A 15375-nucleotide genomic window follows, 5' to 3' on the forward strand; every position below is an offset into this window, starting at 1 on the left:
ATTCTCAATTAGGAAATTTAATCAAATTCATTTTTTAAACGCCAAATGACCTCTAAAAGATTGACAAATAAATTAATGAAATCTAAGTATAGATTTAAAGCCATGCCTACTACTTCATCATCTGAAACGTGATTATGTCGGATTCGGTTAAAGTCATAAACCGTATAAAGACTAAAAAGTAGTACAGTAATTCCTGCAATAATTAATGCGACCAAGTTGCTTACAGGGAAAAACATAAAGGCTAATGAAAATACAATAACGACGATTAATACGGTGAATAAATAGCTTCCCCAATTGGAAATGTCTTTATTCATCATCATACCTATCAATGCTAGTACAATAAAAATAGCTACAGTCGCTACGAAAACAAGTAAAACAAGCTGTTGCCCTAGCTCTACAATGTAGAATTGTGTTGTCCAAAATAGTAAAATTCCCATTAAAAAGGGGATTGTATACATAATGGAATTAGCAAGCTTCAGGTTTCGTACAAAGATGACAATGATAAGAAGTACAAGCGCAATAATGGATATTGGCATGACAATTGCAGGAGGTAATAATGTTGCTATGTACATTCCGACAACGGTTAATACCCACATAAAAGCAAAGTGTTTTAAGATCTTATTTAAGTTTTGATTTTTAGCATACGCCATATAGAAAAATCCTTTCTTTTGTAAAATAACTTTTATATAGTAACATACGAATCAACATTGAAAAAGATTCAACTATAAAAAAATATGTATTATTATCATCATGTGGTGATGACTGGTTACCAAGTATCCGGGATATGATCATACAAACAATACCCGGCCTTCGCTAGACCGGGTAATATATTAGGCATTATTTTAAATTTTTCCTTTGGTTTTTCACACCAACTAAATAGCCACCAAGTGCAATTGCAATTAAGACAATCCAGAAAATGGACTTCCAAACTGTTGAGTGTGGAAATTCATGTGGGATGATACCTAGTTTTTCGTGTGCTAAAGTTAAAACAGCCAGCTTTACACCAACCCAACCAACGATTAAGAAGGCAGCTGTTTCAAGTGATGGATAATTATCGAGTATTTTCACGAACCAACGAGCAGCAAAACGCATCATAATCACACCGATAATACCACCTAAAAACATCACAGCGAATTGCCCAGCATTAATGCCGCCAACATCGAAATTTCCGATATGAGGTAGTGTAACAGCGATGGCGACAGCAGCTAATATTGAATCTATGGCAAAGGCAATATCAGCAAACTCAACCTTTAGTACGGTCATCCAGAAGCCAGATTGTTTTTTATTGTCCTGCGTTTCCTCGGGATTTTGTTTGGCTTTCCGGGAATCATAAATATGCTTCGTTGACATAATTAATAAATAGGCAGCACCTAGAGCTTGGATTTGCCAAAAGTTAACGAGCGTTGTAATAAGAAATAGTGCCGCAAAGCGAAAAACAAATGCTCCCACTAAACCATATAGCAGTGCTTTTTGCTGTTGATCTTTTGGTAAATGCTTAACCATAACGGCCATAACTACGGCGTTATCGGCTGCTAATAAACCTTCTAATACAATTAATACGACAAGGACCCATGCGTATTCTAGTAAAATTGCCTCCAAATGTATTTCCTCCTTTATACTTTGAACAGAAATGAATAAATTGCTTTTAACTTATTCTTTGCTTTTTTAGGCAAAATAAAAAGACCTCTGCCTAAAAAAATAGGCAAAGGTCTTGCTAAGCTAATTAATTGGTTGTTGCACAGAATACCTGTACGCCAAGATATGCCTTCACACCCGATGGTAAATAACCATGTAATGACGAATGTGAAATCAGATGCTTTGTTTACATCTGCTAGCTACTCCCCTTTGACATAATTGTCAAAAGCTATTCAATTCTTTATACATGAATTATAGCATGCTGAGCATCAATTGCAAATGAAAATGTGAAGATATGTTAAATGTTTTGACGGTTGTTGCCAGGGAAGGCTATTTAAATATTTTTTTGTGGATTGGATAAAAATAATTAACGACTAGGTGACTCCTTCAGGAATAGCAAGATAAATGGAATGTGAAAAATGAATAAATAAAGTCTTATTATATTTAATCCAAAATAAAATATCCTCTAAGATTACTCATTAAATGTTCCCGTAAATGTTTTACGGCCAGGATTTACTTGGTTAACGTCTATTTCTAATTTACTAATAGAACTAGGTGTTAATGGAATCTTTCCGTCTTTCTCTATTTTTTTCCACATTTTAATATTTTTTCGATATAGCTGTTCAGAAAGTCGATAAATATCAATATCTTTCGCTAATGCTTCTTTATACGTTGTTCGAATTTCTTTCTTCACTTCTTTTATAATCTTTTTTCTTAATTCATCTTCAGAAATATTCGTTTTAAAACCATTTAAAATTGCATTTATTTTTACATGGACATCAAATGTTACTTGATCATTTTTAACTAGTGGTTCAATATTTACTTTTATTTTTTCCAATGTTGCTGTCAAATAATCTGTTTCGTCACCCTCTATTTTAAACGTTATTTGACCTCGGTGCGTTCTATTATGCATCCATTGCATGCCTCTTGCGGCATCATTCTTAATAAAGCCTTTAAACCCACTTTTAGAAAGTACCCCAACCCCTGTTAAGGCAGTTTCCTGACCTTGTTGCTCTGCAGTTTCCCAGTTTTTACTGATCGTTACATAAGGGATACCAATTTCGTGATTTGGTTCATTTAAGCCAATAACTAAATTTCGAAAATTAACGGGCTCGACGAATATTTCTTTATCGGCTGTATCTAAAGGAGTACTAAGCTTTGATGATATTAGAGATGTATTCAAAATCGGCGTTAGAAGAAGGATGTCTTTTATAGAATCTTGTGTACAATAGGTCCATATTTGATACCTTGTTTCCCTATACCGCAAGACAGTGTCTATAACGGAGAGGGCCTTTTTATTTTTCATCGCTTCCTCGGAGAAAATAATAAATGTCATATGCCCCCAAAACACTTTTTGGTCGACGGATTGAAATAATTTATAAAGTGCTTCTTCCATTGTTTTTCCTTTAGAGTGTCCAACCTCAGCCTGTACTGTTTTTTGAGGATTAGGATACTCGAATTTTGCAACATGGGTGAAGTTAATTAATTGCATGTATATTACATACTGACCATCTTTATAATCAATACCAAGACCATCTACATAATACATTCTTTGAGCTTCATAAACATCCCAACATCCTGAAAGAAGGAGCGAAGTAGCTAAGCTTGATAATATAATAATTTTTTTCTTCATTGCTTCTTCCTGCTTTTAGATGTACGAGTGTTATCTTGGGGTGCAAGTGCTTTATTACGCTCGGCGTAGCCTTTTGGTGATAAGCGGAAAATCGATTTTTTAATAGTTGTCCAATTTAAATCTGTTGCAAGATTCATGTAAGAATAACCGTAAATTCGGATGTTACATAAGTAAAGAAGTGTAAAGTAAAGTGAGATGAAAAAGCCAAATAAACCAAAGAAAGCGCTGGCAAGAATGAACGCAATACGCAATATACTGATGGTTGTGACAAGAGATTGGTTCACAAGAGTAAATGATGCAATTGTAGAGATCGCTATAACGACAATCATTTCTGGACTTGTCACACCAGCGCGAATGGCTGCATCACCAATAATTAAACCTCCAACTACACTTATCGTACCACCAATAACAGAAGGCAGACGTAAGCCGGCTTCTCGGAACAATTCAAACATAAGTAGCATGATTAGCATTTCGAGTGAGGAAGGGAGAGGTAAACCTGTTTTTGATTGGACGACGGTTGCTAAAAGCTGGAATGGTAGCTGATTTTGATGATAGGTCGTCAAAGAGAGCCAAAATGCAGGCAATAGCAAACCGATTAAAATGCCAACGATCCTCAAAAGTCGTTCTATAGAACTGAAAACGATGGGATATTCATTATCCTCAGCGGATTTTAATAATAAAAATAAATTAACCGGTGTGATGACACCATATGCTACACCATCGACGAAAATAAGAAAGCGTCCTCTAATTAGAGCCTGAATAGCATAATCGGGTCGTCCTGTGTAATCGAATTTTGGGAAAAGTTTGGAGTTTTTATTAATCCGCTCCATTAATATATCTCCACTAAAGACAATATCTGTATCTACAGCTGTCAGTTGCTTTTTAATTCCGTGTAAAATATCCATATCGACAATATCATCAAAATAAAGAATAGCCACGCTTGTTTTCGAACGTTTGCCTAACTCCATTTTTTCTACACAAAAAGAATTCGTAGGTAAACGTTTTCGTAATAGTGCAATGTTGACCCGGATGTCTTCAATAAAGTTATCCCTTGGTCCCTTAACGAGAACTTCCATCCTCGTTTCTTCAGGATTTCGATTAGGCTTTTTAGCAATATTACTAGCATATAAAAGTTCTTCCTCTTCAAAATAAAGCAGTAGGAAACCAGTATATACAAAGGTAATGGCTTCTTCTTTATCTTTGATTTTTTGAAGAGTCGGGACATGAAGTTGCTGTGTAATATTATCTTCAAAGGTTGTATCAGCTAAATTGTCATAAAGGTACTGAACACGCCGAATAATGACTTCATTGAGCATTTGCTGGTCTATCATTGCATCACAGGTAATGAATTGAACCTTTTTTTGATTAAATGTATATTCCTGAAATTGAATATCTGCTGATTTTTGAAAAAGTTTTTTTAAGGTGTTTAGATCTATCGCCTTCTCCTGCTGAGGCATTATGATTCACCACTTTCCATCTCTTGTTTTTCAGATTTCTTTTTTTGGGGAGACTTTCCCGAAAAGAACGCAACTAGTACGAAAAAAATTGACAGAAGAAAAAAGAAAATAAAAGTTACTGTTAATATATAGTTCCCTTTCACCTTCAAAAATATGTTTTCATTTAAAATAATAAGCGGTAGACACAGTAGAAAGAAGGGTGGACCTATCATTCTCCATATTTGCTTTGGGGCCCCAGTCATTTTCAATAAATCCGCTATAACATATAAGAGGAAGCTAACTCGTATAAATGTACCTGTAAGCCATTGGTATATAGAGAAAAAGTCAAGATGCTCAATATAGCGACCAATTGAAACTAGTCCCCATTCCTCGTAGGCAGGATATCTTTGCTTTGCGGCTTCGGTAGGACCAAATTCTGCAATTGCTCCAAGGAGTGGACCTAAAGTAAGCCCCATTAAAATGAAAAGTATGATGCTAAAATGATACCAACGAAGACGATCTTTAAATTGGTGCTGTAAAAATAACAGTATGATTAATTCAATAAATCCTGATGCTGGGTAAACCATCCCTTTAATAACGGGGTGGAATCCATGCTCAAAAAATGGACGTAATAACTCATATTCTTTTACCTGTATATTTGTAAATGCGACAAAAAAACCAAAGACTACTACACCAAATAATACAAAGACATTTAACATAACAATGGTTTGTAAGCTAGTTGTAACGAGTAAAATACAAAGAATCGTATAAATGAGTAATAATATAATGACTGGTGTTTCAGGTAAAAACGTTGTGTTTACCCATTGCAATGTTTCAACCATTGTAAATGCAGCTAAAATGAGTAAATAAATAACGATAATATAGATGACAATCGTTGAGCCTATTTTCCCGATTTTCCCATCTAACCAGTCTCTTATAGGTTCTTGATTCGTCTTTTTTTGAATATAAACTAAAAGAAATAGCCAGAAGAATATAATAACAGTAGCCATTAATACAGATGCCCAACCATCTCTCCCTACAACGTCGAGTATTGGGGGAATAATTGTCACGTGATTTTTTAAGCCAATAACAGTCATAGATAAAAAGACAACATGTAAAATACTAATCGATCCTACGCCTTTCATATAAAAACCCTCTAACGTTAATTGATACATTTTAGCTTAGACAAAAAGTGAGGGGATTATAAGTATGACAAACTACTCTGAAAAGAGAATTTTAACTTCCTGCAGCAGTTGGTAACGAAAGCAAAACGTCAGCTACAGAAGTTCCCACCTTTAAAGGTGGTGAGGTGAAAGCGGTTTCGAGTCATTTAGAAGTTAAAGCCGATTCCGGACTAGTTTATGAAAAAATTTTTTATAGAAATACTTAAAGGGCAGTAAGTCTCCTCACATTAAGAAGTGAGGAGACTTACTGCCCATAAAAGCCCGTTTGGTGAAGAATTAATAATCCGTGGGTATAGAAAACCCCACGGATTAATATTTCACTTTATTACAAATGATTAATGAATATAATTAGAGCTTACAAGATCCTTTTTAAGGACATCTGTTGGGATTTCGAATTCTACTACGCCCATATAGCCTGGTGCCACTTCATATTTATCAAAGGAAATCACAAGTTTCCCTTTATCAGAAATATAAAATTGCTGGTCTGCTTTAATAGCTGTAAAGTTTTCCGTAACCTCTTCATGCCCTGCACCTTTTACCCAGTATACTTTATCTGAGTCGGAAGCGGCTTGTTTGCGCATCTGTTCGATAATGTTATCGCTGATCGTTTTAATATAATTATCGTCTTTAAATAGCATTGGCAGTGTAATTAAAATTTCATTTTGTTTATCAATCGTATCGTAGTGCATCGTTGTAGAAGAGGATCCTACTGTATTGACAGTGTAACGACCAATCGACAAGATTTGGTCATTATCTGTTTTTACGTCGTAGCCACTATCTACACCTAAATGGCCGCCACCGTTAGCCTTTAAATCACCAACTTCGGCAATAAAGTCATTATAAAGAGCTTTGCCCTCCGAACGGTATTTCTCATTTAAAGCATTAGCAAGATCTTTATTTTTTAAGTTTTCAATAGAAGGTACTTTAATGTCTGCATCGTATGTCTCTTCTTTTACTTCATATTCAGTCCAAGTTAAGACTTTTACGACACTACCAACAACAGGAATATCTGAAAGTGTTCGTGCCATTGCAGGACTGACATTTAAACCAGCTGTAAAAAGCATCGCGGCTGCCGCAGATCCAAGCAACCATTGTGGTGCTCTTTTTTTTCTGTTCTTTTTACCTTGTTTTAATGCGTTTTCAACCACAAAATCAAGCTCCTTTGGAATAGATACCTCATTATATTGTTTTTCTAATTCTTTTAATTTTTCATCCATGTGCTGTTTCTCCCTTCACATCTTCCAACTGTATTTTCAATAGTTTTAGCGCTTTATAAAGACGTGATTTAGCAGTACTCAGCTTAATGTTAAGAATATTTGCAACATCAGCGAGTTTTAAATCTTCGAAATAATGTAAAATAACAACTTCACGGTACATTACGGGTAAGTCTTCTAACGCATGCTCTAAATCAACGTTTTCGTAGACATCCTCTTGTGCAGGTGTTAAATAATGCAATGTATCATCATCTGTTACTTGTAAGCGTTTATGCTTACGTAAAAAATCTATAGATGTACGTACGACGATTTTGTAAAACCAGCTTTTCATATACTCGACATTTTCTAGTCGATCTAGAGAAAGCATTGCTTTTTGAATACTGTCTTGTACGACATCAAGTGCGTCCTGTTCATTTTTCGTATAGCTATACGCGAGCAAATAAAAACGCTCTTTCTGTTCACGAATTAACTGGACAAACTCCTCTTCATGTTGAAATGCATTTCTTGTTTTCATGTCCAAAGAAGCTCCTTTATAACATTTTCAAATTGTATACAACTACTAGACGTGTGAAAGGGGAAAAAAAGTTGATAGTATAAAAAACTTATCTTATTTTTTTTACATCAAAGGAAAATAATTCGTAAAACCCAATAGTGAAGACTTACAATCTGTGGGAATAAAAAAACCTCCGCAGATGAAAGTTACACTTTACCGTCCATGTTAATTTGGCGAAAAATCATAGCAAATTATAAACCTTTTGCTAGTGCTAAGAAAGGGGAAAAAATGACTTGGGTGTAATTGGAAGTGTCGTTGAGCAGTCTTTGTTTGAGCAGGAAGTAGAGCTTCTGAAATTATTGAAATAACTGTTGGAGAATGTTGGGGATTTTTAGGGGGATGTCAAATTATTTTGACAGTATATTAATCTAGTGTTATTATTTACCTAAAATTAAATAATTAAAGGTGAAATGATGAATAAAAGTTTGGATAATAATTATACATTGTTGAATTTTTCCAAAGCCGATAAAGTGATCTTGTGGCTTGGTTTCCCACTACTCGGTTTAGTGCTTGGTTGGTTCCTTCCAAGTATTGCTAAATGGGCTGTTACTTTACCATGGGTACCCTTTCAAGGGCCTTTAAATCTAATTGCCTCTTATAATGGAGCATGGGTAGGTTTTATCACAATGGTTCTTGGATTGTTTGCGGGAATTATGGTGACATTATTTTCTTTTCATGAAAGCTTAGAAATGACTATTTACGATGAGAAAGTTATGTTAAAACTTAGAGATGATGAAACGATCTTAAAAAAGGAAGATATTTCACTTGTATTTATAGATGGAAAGCAAATAGTACTATTAGGTAATGATGAGAAAGAGCTGTTTCGTTATAAACAAGAGCTTAATAGAAATACAGTTGGTGCTGCATTTTTAAAACATAATTATGTTTGGAGTGATACGGCACCTTTTATAGAAGATTATAAAAAATGGGTACTGGATTGTCCTGAGCTATCACCTGCTGCAAATGCTCTATTAAAAGCAAGAAAAGTAGCGATTGAAGATGGGAATGATGAAGAAGTATTTCAGTTAGCTAAAGAGCTTTGGAAGCTAAGAGTATCTGTAAAAGAAAAAAATAAAAGTCAATATTATCGATAAACGACAAAAATGGCCTCTTCAAAAATTGAGAATTGACCATTGTAAAACAACATATATACAAACCACTAAAGCGGTGCAATTCATATAATTGCACCGCTTTATTTCGTTTTTAAAGATAAAAAGAATCATGAAAAATAGTCATATGTATTTTTTAACAGTAATAGAATTGTCACAACGATAAATAAATTACGTACATATCCGCTACCACGTTTAATGGCAAATTTAGAACCAACGATTGCCCCAGCAATTTGTGCAAGTCCCATTGGTAAACCATAGGCATAATTTATTTGCCCTAAGTATATAAACATAAGAAGGGCGGCGATATTACTTCCGAAATTCAAAAACTTTGCATTGCCTGCTGATTTTAAAAAGTCAAAACCAACTATTAAAAAGGCAAACAGTAGAAACGAGCCTGTCCCTGGCCCTAAAAAGCCATCATAGAAGCCAATTAAGGTAATGATTACTACGAAAAATGCGTAACGTTTAGGCGTCAGTTTTTTATAGGTAGAAACGCTACCCCAGTCTTTTTTGAAAATAGTATAAATAGCCACAGCTGCTAGCATGACAAGCATTAGCGGCTTTAGAACGCTTGGGTCCATAAGATGGACAATCCATGCACCAAGCATGGAACCTATAAAAACGAAAGGGAACAATTTATAAACAGCTTTAATATCCAATTTTCCAGAGCGATAAAATGTTATGGTGCTCGTTAATGACCCCATAGTGCCCGCTAATTTATTGGTAGCCACGGCTGCAGATGGTGGAAGACCAACAAACATAAGTGCGGGTAATGAAATAAGTCCGCCGCCTCCTACAACAGAATCAATAAATGCTGCTAGAAAGCCCAAAAAAATAAGAATGAGTAAATTGCTTACATCTAAATCGAAAGGCACGGTGGTCATCTCTTTTCTATAATAATAATTTGATAGTAGCGAAATGAAACGGGACTGTAAATAGCTTAAATTGTATTTCTCTATCAATTTTGACAATTAGATATTTTTAAATATTTTAAAATTCTACAAAAATCAAAAATATTCTACTTTGTGTGTATTTTTTAATGTAATATGTAGGTGATAATGTTTTTTGCGTAAAGGGGACGTGATAGCATTTGAGTTTAGGGAATCATATAAGAGTATTTATTTGCGTTGTGTTTATGGGGCTACTTGTTGGATATGTATATAATGCCAAAAAAGATATAACTGATAATGAATATATCGATATAGTAAAAGAAGGATATTTGGGGAATTTTTCAGATGTATCTGTTCGTAATGCATTTAATTACGCATTTTTTGAACCGTATTGGCGGTATTACCAAGCAAAAACAGGTGAGCATGTTGTCGAATTATCGGGTGATATTACATTTGAAGGTGAGAAAGGGCATGCCATTTTACAATTCGTAGTGGATGAACAAACAAAGAAATTTACTGCATATGCAATGAAATTTAATGATGTCGTATTGAGTCCCGTACAAACCCGGTTGCTTATTGGCATGGTTTATGAAACATGGCATTCAAAGCGGCTAGCCTATGAGTAAGGTCTTTTGCTTTGTAAAAAGATCTTCCTATATTACAGTAGAGGGGAGTGTTTAGACAGAGAGGGTGTTTTTAATGAGATTAAGTATTTTAGATCAAATGCCTATTCCTAAAGATCATACTGCTGAGGAAGCCTTTCAGCGTACAGAACAAATAGCGCTTTTAGGTGAAGAGCTTGGCTATCATCGTATGTGGTTAGCAGAGCATCATAATAGTCATTCACTGGCAAGTTCAGCTCCCGAAGTTACAGCTGCTTTCTTAGCAGCAAAAACAAAACGTCTTCGAATCGGTACAGGGGGCGTTATGATGATGCACTATTCTCCATATAAGTTGGCCGAGGTTTTTAAAACATTAAGTGGCTTAGCGCCAAATCGTATTGATTTTGGCGTCGGCAGAGCGCCTGGCGGTGATCATGCCTCAATTTATGCACTAGCAGAGGGACGGAGACAACGATTTACAGAGCAGTACGATAAGCTCGAAATAATATTAAAACTAATGAATAATCAAAAAACAGGGGAAGAAGTCTATGATCAAGTAATTGCGGCACCAGCGAATATCCAATTACCTGAAGCTTGGTTACTTGGGTCAAGTGGTCAAAGCGCTATGCAGGCAGGTCGATTTGGTGTAGGTTATTCATATGCACAATTTTTCACTGGCAATATGTCAAAGGATATATTTGACACGTATAGAGATTACTTTATACCTTCCTATTACATGGAGAAGCCACAAATTATCGTTACTTATGCAGCGACAGTTGCAGATACGCTCGAGGAAGCGGAATATTTGGCGAAACCGATTGATATTACACGTCTTCATCTCATGAAGGGTCAAATTATTCAAGCGATATCACCAGAGGAAGCAAAGGATTATCCACTTACAGAATTGGATAAAATGACAATCGCCAATAATCGAAAAGCCAATCTTGTCGGAACTCCGAAAGAAGTCGCAGAATTTTTAGTAGCAGAGCAAGAGCTTTATGGATTTGACGAAGTGATGCTAAATTGCAATCAATATGCACTAGAAAGTCGCATGAATACTTATACGCTAATTGCGAAGGAATTGTTAAGAACCACCTAGTTTTAGCCGCGGGAGTACTTACGTAAACCCTTCTAATCAACAAGAGTAGCTTTAGCGAAAAATCTATGAATCAGTACAAAAGAAAAATAGAGTTGTGGTGGTAGAAATATCAGCAGTTTTGTGAAAAATAACAAAAAAGAAGCGATGTTCAGTACGGGAACATCGCTTTTTTTGATATAAACTTATGGATCGATGCCAACATTATAACAACCATATATCGTGAATTGGAGCGTTAGCTTATGAAAGATGAAAATTCCCCTGTTTTTGCTTAGCAGTCACGGTTATAGTATATGAAGAAGCCCGCTACACTTGATGGAATCAAAAAGGGAAGAGAACAAGGTCGTAAACAAGAGCGAATACAGTTAGTGAAAAAATTACTTAAACGGCATGAACCGTTTGAAGAAATAATGAATTTATTAGGCTTTATCGAGAGGAGAGATTGAGAGAATAAAGAGTCTGAATTCATACGTATTAAAACCTTTAAAAGAGAATTAGCAAGTTTGAATGACTCCTATCGATTGAATGGTGAAAGTATTAGCCATAGAAATTGATCTCACGTACTAAAGAGTAAAGGTATAGATAATTTTTCAAGGTAAAAGTAATATATTTTATAAAAAAAGTCCAATGCATACATTTGCATTGGACATTTTCCATTTTAAACTCTAGCAGAGCCACTAACAAATTTCGTATCTTTATAATACATATTTTGAACAAGAACGTTAGGGCCTAAGCATTTTACTGCTGGACAGTGACAGTTTAGTGATTTCGCTAAATCTGTTGCCATCCATTTATCGAAAATCACTGGTAACTCGTCGTTTACAATATTGCCTAGCGCAGGTGTGTCGCCAAAGTCTGTTACAATGACATCACCTGTAAAGATATTGACATTTAAGCGAGAGCGACCATCTGGATCATTACGCATCGTCACGTTTTTTTCTTCTCTTAGTCGTTTTAGAAGCTTTTGATCTTCTTCATTCATACTACATGGATAGAAAGGTAGCGTACCAAATAGCATCCAAGTGTTTTCATCTCGAATATCAAGTAGATGATGAATCGCCTCACGAGTTTCTTCAAGTGATAAAGACGTAAGGGCGCTAGCAAAATCTGAAGGGTACATCGGATGCACCTCGTGGCGTGCACATTTCATTTCGTTGATGATTTGGTTATGGATATGCTTTAAGTAAGGTAAAGTTTTTTTGTTTAACATAGTTTCCGCTGATACCATTACACCGTGTTCCGCTAGCATTTTTGAGTTATCAATCATACGTTGGAACAAAGCTGCACGCTGTTTATAAGTTGGTTTTCGCTCCATCATGGCAAAGCCTGTTTCGACGAATTCATCGATCGTACCCCAGTTATGCGAAATATGTAGCACATCTAAATACGGTGCAATCAGTAAATAACGTTCTGGTTCCAATGTTAGGTTGGAGTTAATTTGTGTTCGGACACCACGTTCATGCGCATATTTCAATAAAGGCAATACATAGTTTTGAACGGATTTCTTAGACATCATCGGTTCTCCACCAGTGATCGAAATTGTTTTAAGGTGTGGAATTTCATCTAGACGCTTTATAATTAGCTCAATTGGTAAAGCTTCAGGATCTTTCGTTTGTAATGTATAGCCAACTGCGCAGTGTGCACAGCGCATATTACAAAGGGTCGTTGTTGTGAATTCAATATTTGATAGGGTCATATGCCCATGTTGTTCAACATCTAAATACGCTTCCCATGGATCAAAGGCCGGCGTAATTTTTTGTAGGGTCTTCATAATTGGTACATCTTCCTTTCTAGCACCCTATTGTCTCATATTCGCAGTTATTTTCAAATATGAAATTATCGAAAGGGCTATTTTTTGGCAAGATGATCATTTTTGTTACTCAATGAAGGAAAAACTTTTAACAACTTACCTTTGATGGAAAGCCAGGGTCAACCGACGGAAGGAAGTCTTAGAGCGACGGAAAGAACTCCGACATCGACGGAAGGCAATCCAAAGGCGACGGATCGAATTAGCGGTCGTGAGATTTCCTAAAATTAGATAGATTTACTGTTATTTTTCTCAAAAAACGATATGATAGAAGGAGTGATATGGTAATACAGCACCAAAGAAAGTAGGAAATGACATGACTAAGTATGAAACATTATTGTTTGACGTGGATGACACATTATTAGATTTTGACTTAGCTGAAAATGCAGCACTTGACCGTTTATTTAAACAGGAAAATATTGCAGTAACTCCAATGATGATTGCTCGTTATAAAGAGATTAATGAATCTATGTGGCGTGCTTTTGAACGTGGTGAGTTGTCTAAAGAAGCACTACATAACACTCGATTTTCAATTGCTTTTAAGGAATTCGGCTTAGATGTAGATGGAGAGTATTTTGAGGCGATTTTTCAAAAATATTTGAAAGAGGCACATCATTATGTAGACGGTGCCTACGAAGTAATTGAACAGCTTGCAGATAACTATGCGTTATATGTCGTTTCAAATGGCAAAACAATTACCCAAAATAAACGACTAGAGGATGCAAATTTAGCACAATTTTTCGAAGGGATTTTTATCTCGGAGCAAACAGGCTATCAAAAACCAATGCCCGCTTTTTTCGATTATGTTTTTGAACGTATTGATAATATAAATAAAGATAAAACCTTGATTATTGGTGATTCCTTAACATCTGATGTTAAAGGAGGACTACAAGCTGGTATTGATACATGCTGGTTTAATATACGTGGTATAGAAAATACAAGCGATATTCAACCACAATATGAAATTAAAAAGCTTCATGATTTACACTTGTTGTTAGATTACAAAGTAGCGATTTTTTAGGTAAATATTTATAATACGCTTTAACTGTTCGTAAGCTCGAACAATTAAAGTTTAGTTTTTGAATAGAACAATTTTGTGTTAGATGAAAGAAGGGAGAAATATGATGAAAGGAAAAATTTCAAAGGGTGTATTGGTTGGATTGTTAAGTATATCATTGACCATTCCAATGCAGGCACATGCCTATCAAGAGCCGACTAGTTATGTACATATGAAAACGCCAAATATGACGGTGTATTCTGCATATGGTGCTACACTTAATGCATCAGAAAAAGGCGATATTTTTAGTGTTAAAGCAAATATTGTCAATAACCGGCAGCCATTAGAAGTAGAAATTTTTAAAAATGGTCAGGATGGGGTCTTAAAACAAATTGTTAAAAAAGGGGCGTTGGAGCCGGTTGCCTATCGAGATTTAAATGACCGAGTAATTGCCATTATTCATAATAATGCAGAATTAAAATTTGATAATTCACCGCCTAATTATTTTCGTGATATAGGAAGATCAACGTATAGTTCGTATATTAGTACTTTATCGAGGAGGGGCATCGTTCAAGGTAAAACAGCTGATAACTTTGGTGTCAATGATTCCCTTACACGTGCACAAGTTAGTGCATTATTAACTCGCGCATTTAGCTTTCAACAAGTACAAACAAAACAATTCAAAGACATAGATGCTAAAAAATCTTGGTATAACGGTTATGTTGGTGCGTTGCATTCGCTAGGAATCATAAACGGAAAAACGCCAACTATATTTGATCCAAATGGCAAAATCACACGCCAACAGGCAATTTTAATGCTTGGTCGAACATTAGAAGCTGTTAATTTTGTCCAAGAAGAAGAGTATGTGATTTTACCTTATCAGGATAGCTATTATCTCCAAGAGGAATCATTGCGTCATACTGAGACTTTGTATGCAATCGGTGCTCTAGATACCAATACAAATCTATTGCCAAATCAATTTATTACCCGTGGAGAATTTGCTAAAATGTTAGCAATGACTTTAAGTGCAGCTGGAAGATTGTAATTATAGTATCAATTTCGTCAAAGCGTAATCGTTGTTGCTGGACGCTACGCTGACGCTACGCTGGACGCTACGCTGACGCTACGCTGACGCTACGCTGACGCTACGCTGACGCTACGCTGACGCTACGCTGACGCTACGCTGACGCTACGCTGACGCTACGCTGACGCTAGT

15 protein-coding genes are annotated in these 15375 nt (G+C 35.7%); 6 read left to right on the forward strand and 9 right to left on the reverse strand.

Going from position 1 to position 15375, the window contains the following annotated elements:
- Positions 1-17 precede the first annotated feature (17 nt).
- From ACIQ7N_RS12225 to ACIQ7N_RS12255, 7 genes are all read right to left on the reverse strand, one after another.
- Positions 18-650, reverse strand: coding sequence for a Bax inhibitor-1/YccA family protein (locus tag ACIQ7N_RS12225; protein WP_132359823.1), 633 nt, complete (start codon positions 648-650; stop codon positions 18-20).
- 187 nt (positions 651-837) lie between these two features.
- Positions 838-1599 carry a TerC family protein gene (locus tag ACIQ7N_RS12230; RefSeq protein ID WP_402932333.1) on the reverse strand — a complete coding sequence of 254 codons (762 nt, stop codon included), beginning with the start codon at positions 1597-1599 and terminating at the stop codon, positions 838-840.
- Between the two features lie 508 nt (positions 1600-2107).
- On the reverse strand, positions 2108-3268 hold the full coding sequence (locus ACIQ7N_RS12235; protein WP_402932336.1) for a Ger(x)C family spore germination protein: 1161 nt from the start codon (positions 3266-3268) through the stop codon (positions 2108-2110).
- A complete protein-coding gene (locus tag ACIQ7N_RS12240; protein WP_402932339.1) occupies positions 3265-4725 on the reverse strand; it encodes a spore germination protein in 1461 nt (486 codons plus the stop codon). Before ACIQ7N_RS12240 ends, ACIQ7N_RS12235 begins: the two co-directional genes overlap by 4 nt.
- Complete coding sequence (locus ACIQ7N_RS12245; RefSeq protein ID WP_402932342.1) at positions 4725-5849, reverse strand: endospore germination permease; 1125 nt, start codon at positions 5847-5849, stop codon at positions 4725-4727. Before ACIQ7N_RS12245 ends, ACIQ7N_RS12240 begins: the two co-directional genes overlap by 1 nt.
- 374 nt (positions 5850-6223) lie before the next feature.
- A complete protein-coding gene (gene rsiV, locus ACIQ7N_RS12250; protein WP_402932345.1) occupies positions 6224-7105 on the reverse strand; it encodes an anti-sigma-V factor RsiV in 882 nt (293 codons plus the stop codon).
- Positions 7098-7616, reverse strand: a complete 519-nt coding sequence (locus ACIQ7N_RS12255) for an RNA polymerase sigma factor SigV (RefSeq protein ID WP_402932348.1) — start codon at positions 7614-7616, stop codon at positions 7098-7100. Before ACIQ7N_RS12255 ends, rsiV begins: the two co-directional genes overlap by 8 nt.
- Positions 7617-8065: 449 nt before the next feature.
- On the opposite strand from ACIQ7N_RS12255, the gene ACIQ7N_RS12260 reads away from it, so the two are divergent.
- A complete protein-coding gene (locus tag ACIQ7N_RS12260) occupies positions 8066-8749 on the forward strand; it encodes a YqeB family protein (protein WP_402932351.1) in 684 nt (227 codons plus the stop codon).
- Positions 8750-8874: 125 nt separating this feature from the next.
- On the opposite strand, the gene ACIQ7N_RS12265 is transcribed toward ACIQ7N_RS12260, so the two are convergent.
- The gene (locus ACIQ7N_RS12265; protein ID WP_402932354.1) at positions 8875-9642 is read right to left on the reverse strand and encodes a TSUP family transporter; all 768 of its coding nucleotides are present in this window, start codon (positions 9640-9642) and stop codon (positions 8875-8877) included.
- A gap of 215 nt (positions 9643-9857) precedes the next feature.
- On the opposite strand from ACIQ7N_RS12265, the gene ACIQ7N_RS12270 reads away from it, so the two are divergent.
- The 3 genes from ACIQ7N_RS12270 to ACIQ7N_RS12280 all read left to right on the forward strand — a co-directional run bounded on the left by ACIQ7N_RS12270 (position 9858) and on the right by ACIQ7N_RS12280 (position 11801).
- Positions 9858-10283: a hypothetical protein gene (locus ACIQ7N_RS12270; protein ID WP_248716236.1), complete on the forward strand. Its 426-nt coding sequence runs from the start codon at positions 9858-9860 to the stop codon at positions 10281-10283.
- Between the two features lie 73 nt (positions 10284-10356).
- Entirely contained in the window at positions 10357-11358 is a 1002-nt protein-coding gene (locus ACIQ7N_RS12275; RefSeq protein WP_402932358.1) for an LLM class flavin-dependent oxidoreductase, read from the forward strand.
- 290 nt (positions 11359-11648) lie between these two features.
- The gene (locus ACIQ7N_RS12280; protein WP_402932361.1) at positions 11649-11801 is read left to right on the forward strand and encodes a hypothetical protein; all 153 of its coding nucleotides are present in this window, start codon (positions 11649-11651) and stop codon (positions 11799-11801) included.
- A gap of 212 nt (positions 11802-12013) precedes the next feature.
- On the opposite strand, the gene yfkAB is transcribed toward ACIQ7N_RS12280, so the two are convergent.
- Positions 12014-13126: a radical SAM/CxCxxxxC motif protein YfkAB gene (gene yfkAB / locus ACIQ7N_RS12285; RefSeq protein WP_402932364.1), complete on the reverse strand. Its 1113-nt coding sequence runs from the start codon at positions 13124-13126 to the stop codon at positions 12014-12016.
- 352 nt (positions 13127-13478) lie between these two features.
- Between yfkAB and ACIQ7N_RS12290 the strand changes: the two genes are divergently transcribed.
- Together ACIQ7N_RS12290 and ACIQ7N_RS12295 are read left to right on the forward strand one after the other, a co-directional pair.
- A complete protein-coding gene (locus tag ACIQ7N_RS12290; RefSeq protein ID WP_402932367.1) occupies positions 13479-14183 on the forward strand; it encodes a YjjG family noncanonical pyrimidine nucleotidase in 705 nt (234 codons plus the stop codon).
- A gap of 100 nt (positions 14184-14283) precedes the next feature.
- The gene (locus tag ACIQ7N_RS12295; protein ID WP_402932370.1) at positions 14284-15204 is read left to right on the forward strand and encodes an S-layer homology domain-containing protein; all 921 of its coding nucleotides are present in this window, start codon (positions 14284-14286) and stop codon (positions 15202-15204) included.
- Positions 15205-15375: the final 171 nt, after the last annotated feature.

The sequence above is a fragment of the Lysinibacillus sp. NPDC095746 genome (assembly GCF_044763535.1).
Taxonomy (GTDB): domain Bacteria; phylum Bacillota; class Bacilli; order Bacillales_A; family Planococcaceae; genus Lysinibacillus.

Bases quoted from the DNA above. Each gene is read 5' to 3' on its own strand.
- yfkAB (WP_402932364.1), bottom strand. From the start codon at position 13,126: ATGAAGACCCTACAAAAAATTACGCCGGCCTTTGATCCATGGGAAGCG.
- ACIQ7N_RS12255 (WP_402932348.1), bottom strand. From the start codon at position 7,616: ATGAAAACAAGAAATGCATTTCAACATGAAGAGGAGTTTGTCCAGTTA.
- rsiV (WP_402932345.1), bottom strand. From the start codon at position 7,105: ATGGATGAAAAATTAAAAGAATTAGAAAAACAATATAATGAGGTATCT.
- ACIQ7N_RS12295 (WP_402932370.1), top strand. From the start codon at position 14,284: ATGATGAAAGGAAAAATTTCAAAGGGTGTATTGGTTGGATTGTTAAGT.
- ACIQ7N_RS12260 (WP_402932351.1), top strand. From the start codon at position 8,066: ATGATGAATAAAAGTTTGGATAATAATTATACATTGTTGAATTTTTCC.
- ACIQ7N_RS12245 (WP_402932342.1), bottom strand. From the start codon at position 5,849: ATGAAAGGCGTAGGATCGATTAGTATTTTACATGTTGTCTTTTTATCT.
- ACIQ7N_RS12275 (WP_402932358.1), top strand. From the start codon at position 10,357: ATGAGATTAAGTATTTTAGATCAAATGCCTATTCCTAAAGATCATACT.
- ACIQ7N_RS12280 (WP_402932361.1), top strand. From the start codon at position 11,649: ATGAAGAAGCCCGCTACACTTGATGGAATCAAAAAGGGAAGAGAACAA.
- ACIQ7N_RS12290 (WP_402932367.1), top strand. From the start codon at position 13,479: ATGACTAAGTATGAAACATTATTGTTTGACGTGGATGACACATTATTA.
- ACIQ7N_RS12225 (WP_132359823.1), bottom strand. From the start codon at position 650: ATGGCGTATGCTAAAAATCAAAACTTAAATAAGATCTTAAAACACTTT.
- ACIQ7N_RS12240 (WP_402932339.1), bottom strand. From the start codon at position 4,725: ATGCCTCAGCAGGAGAAGGCGATAGATCTAAACACCTTAAAAAAACTT.
- ACIQ7N_RS12235 (WP_402932336.1), bottom strand. From the start codon at position 3,268: ATGAAGAAAAAAATTATTATATTATCAAGCTTAGCTACTTCGCTCCTT.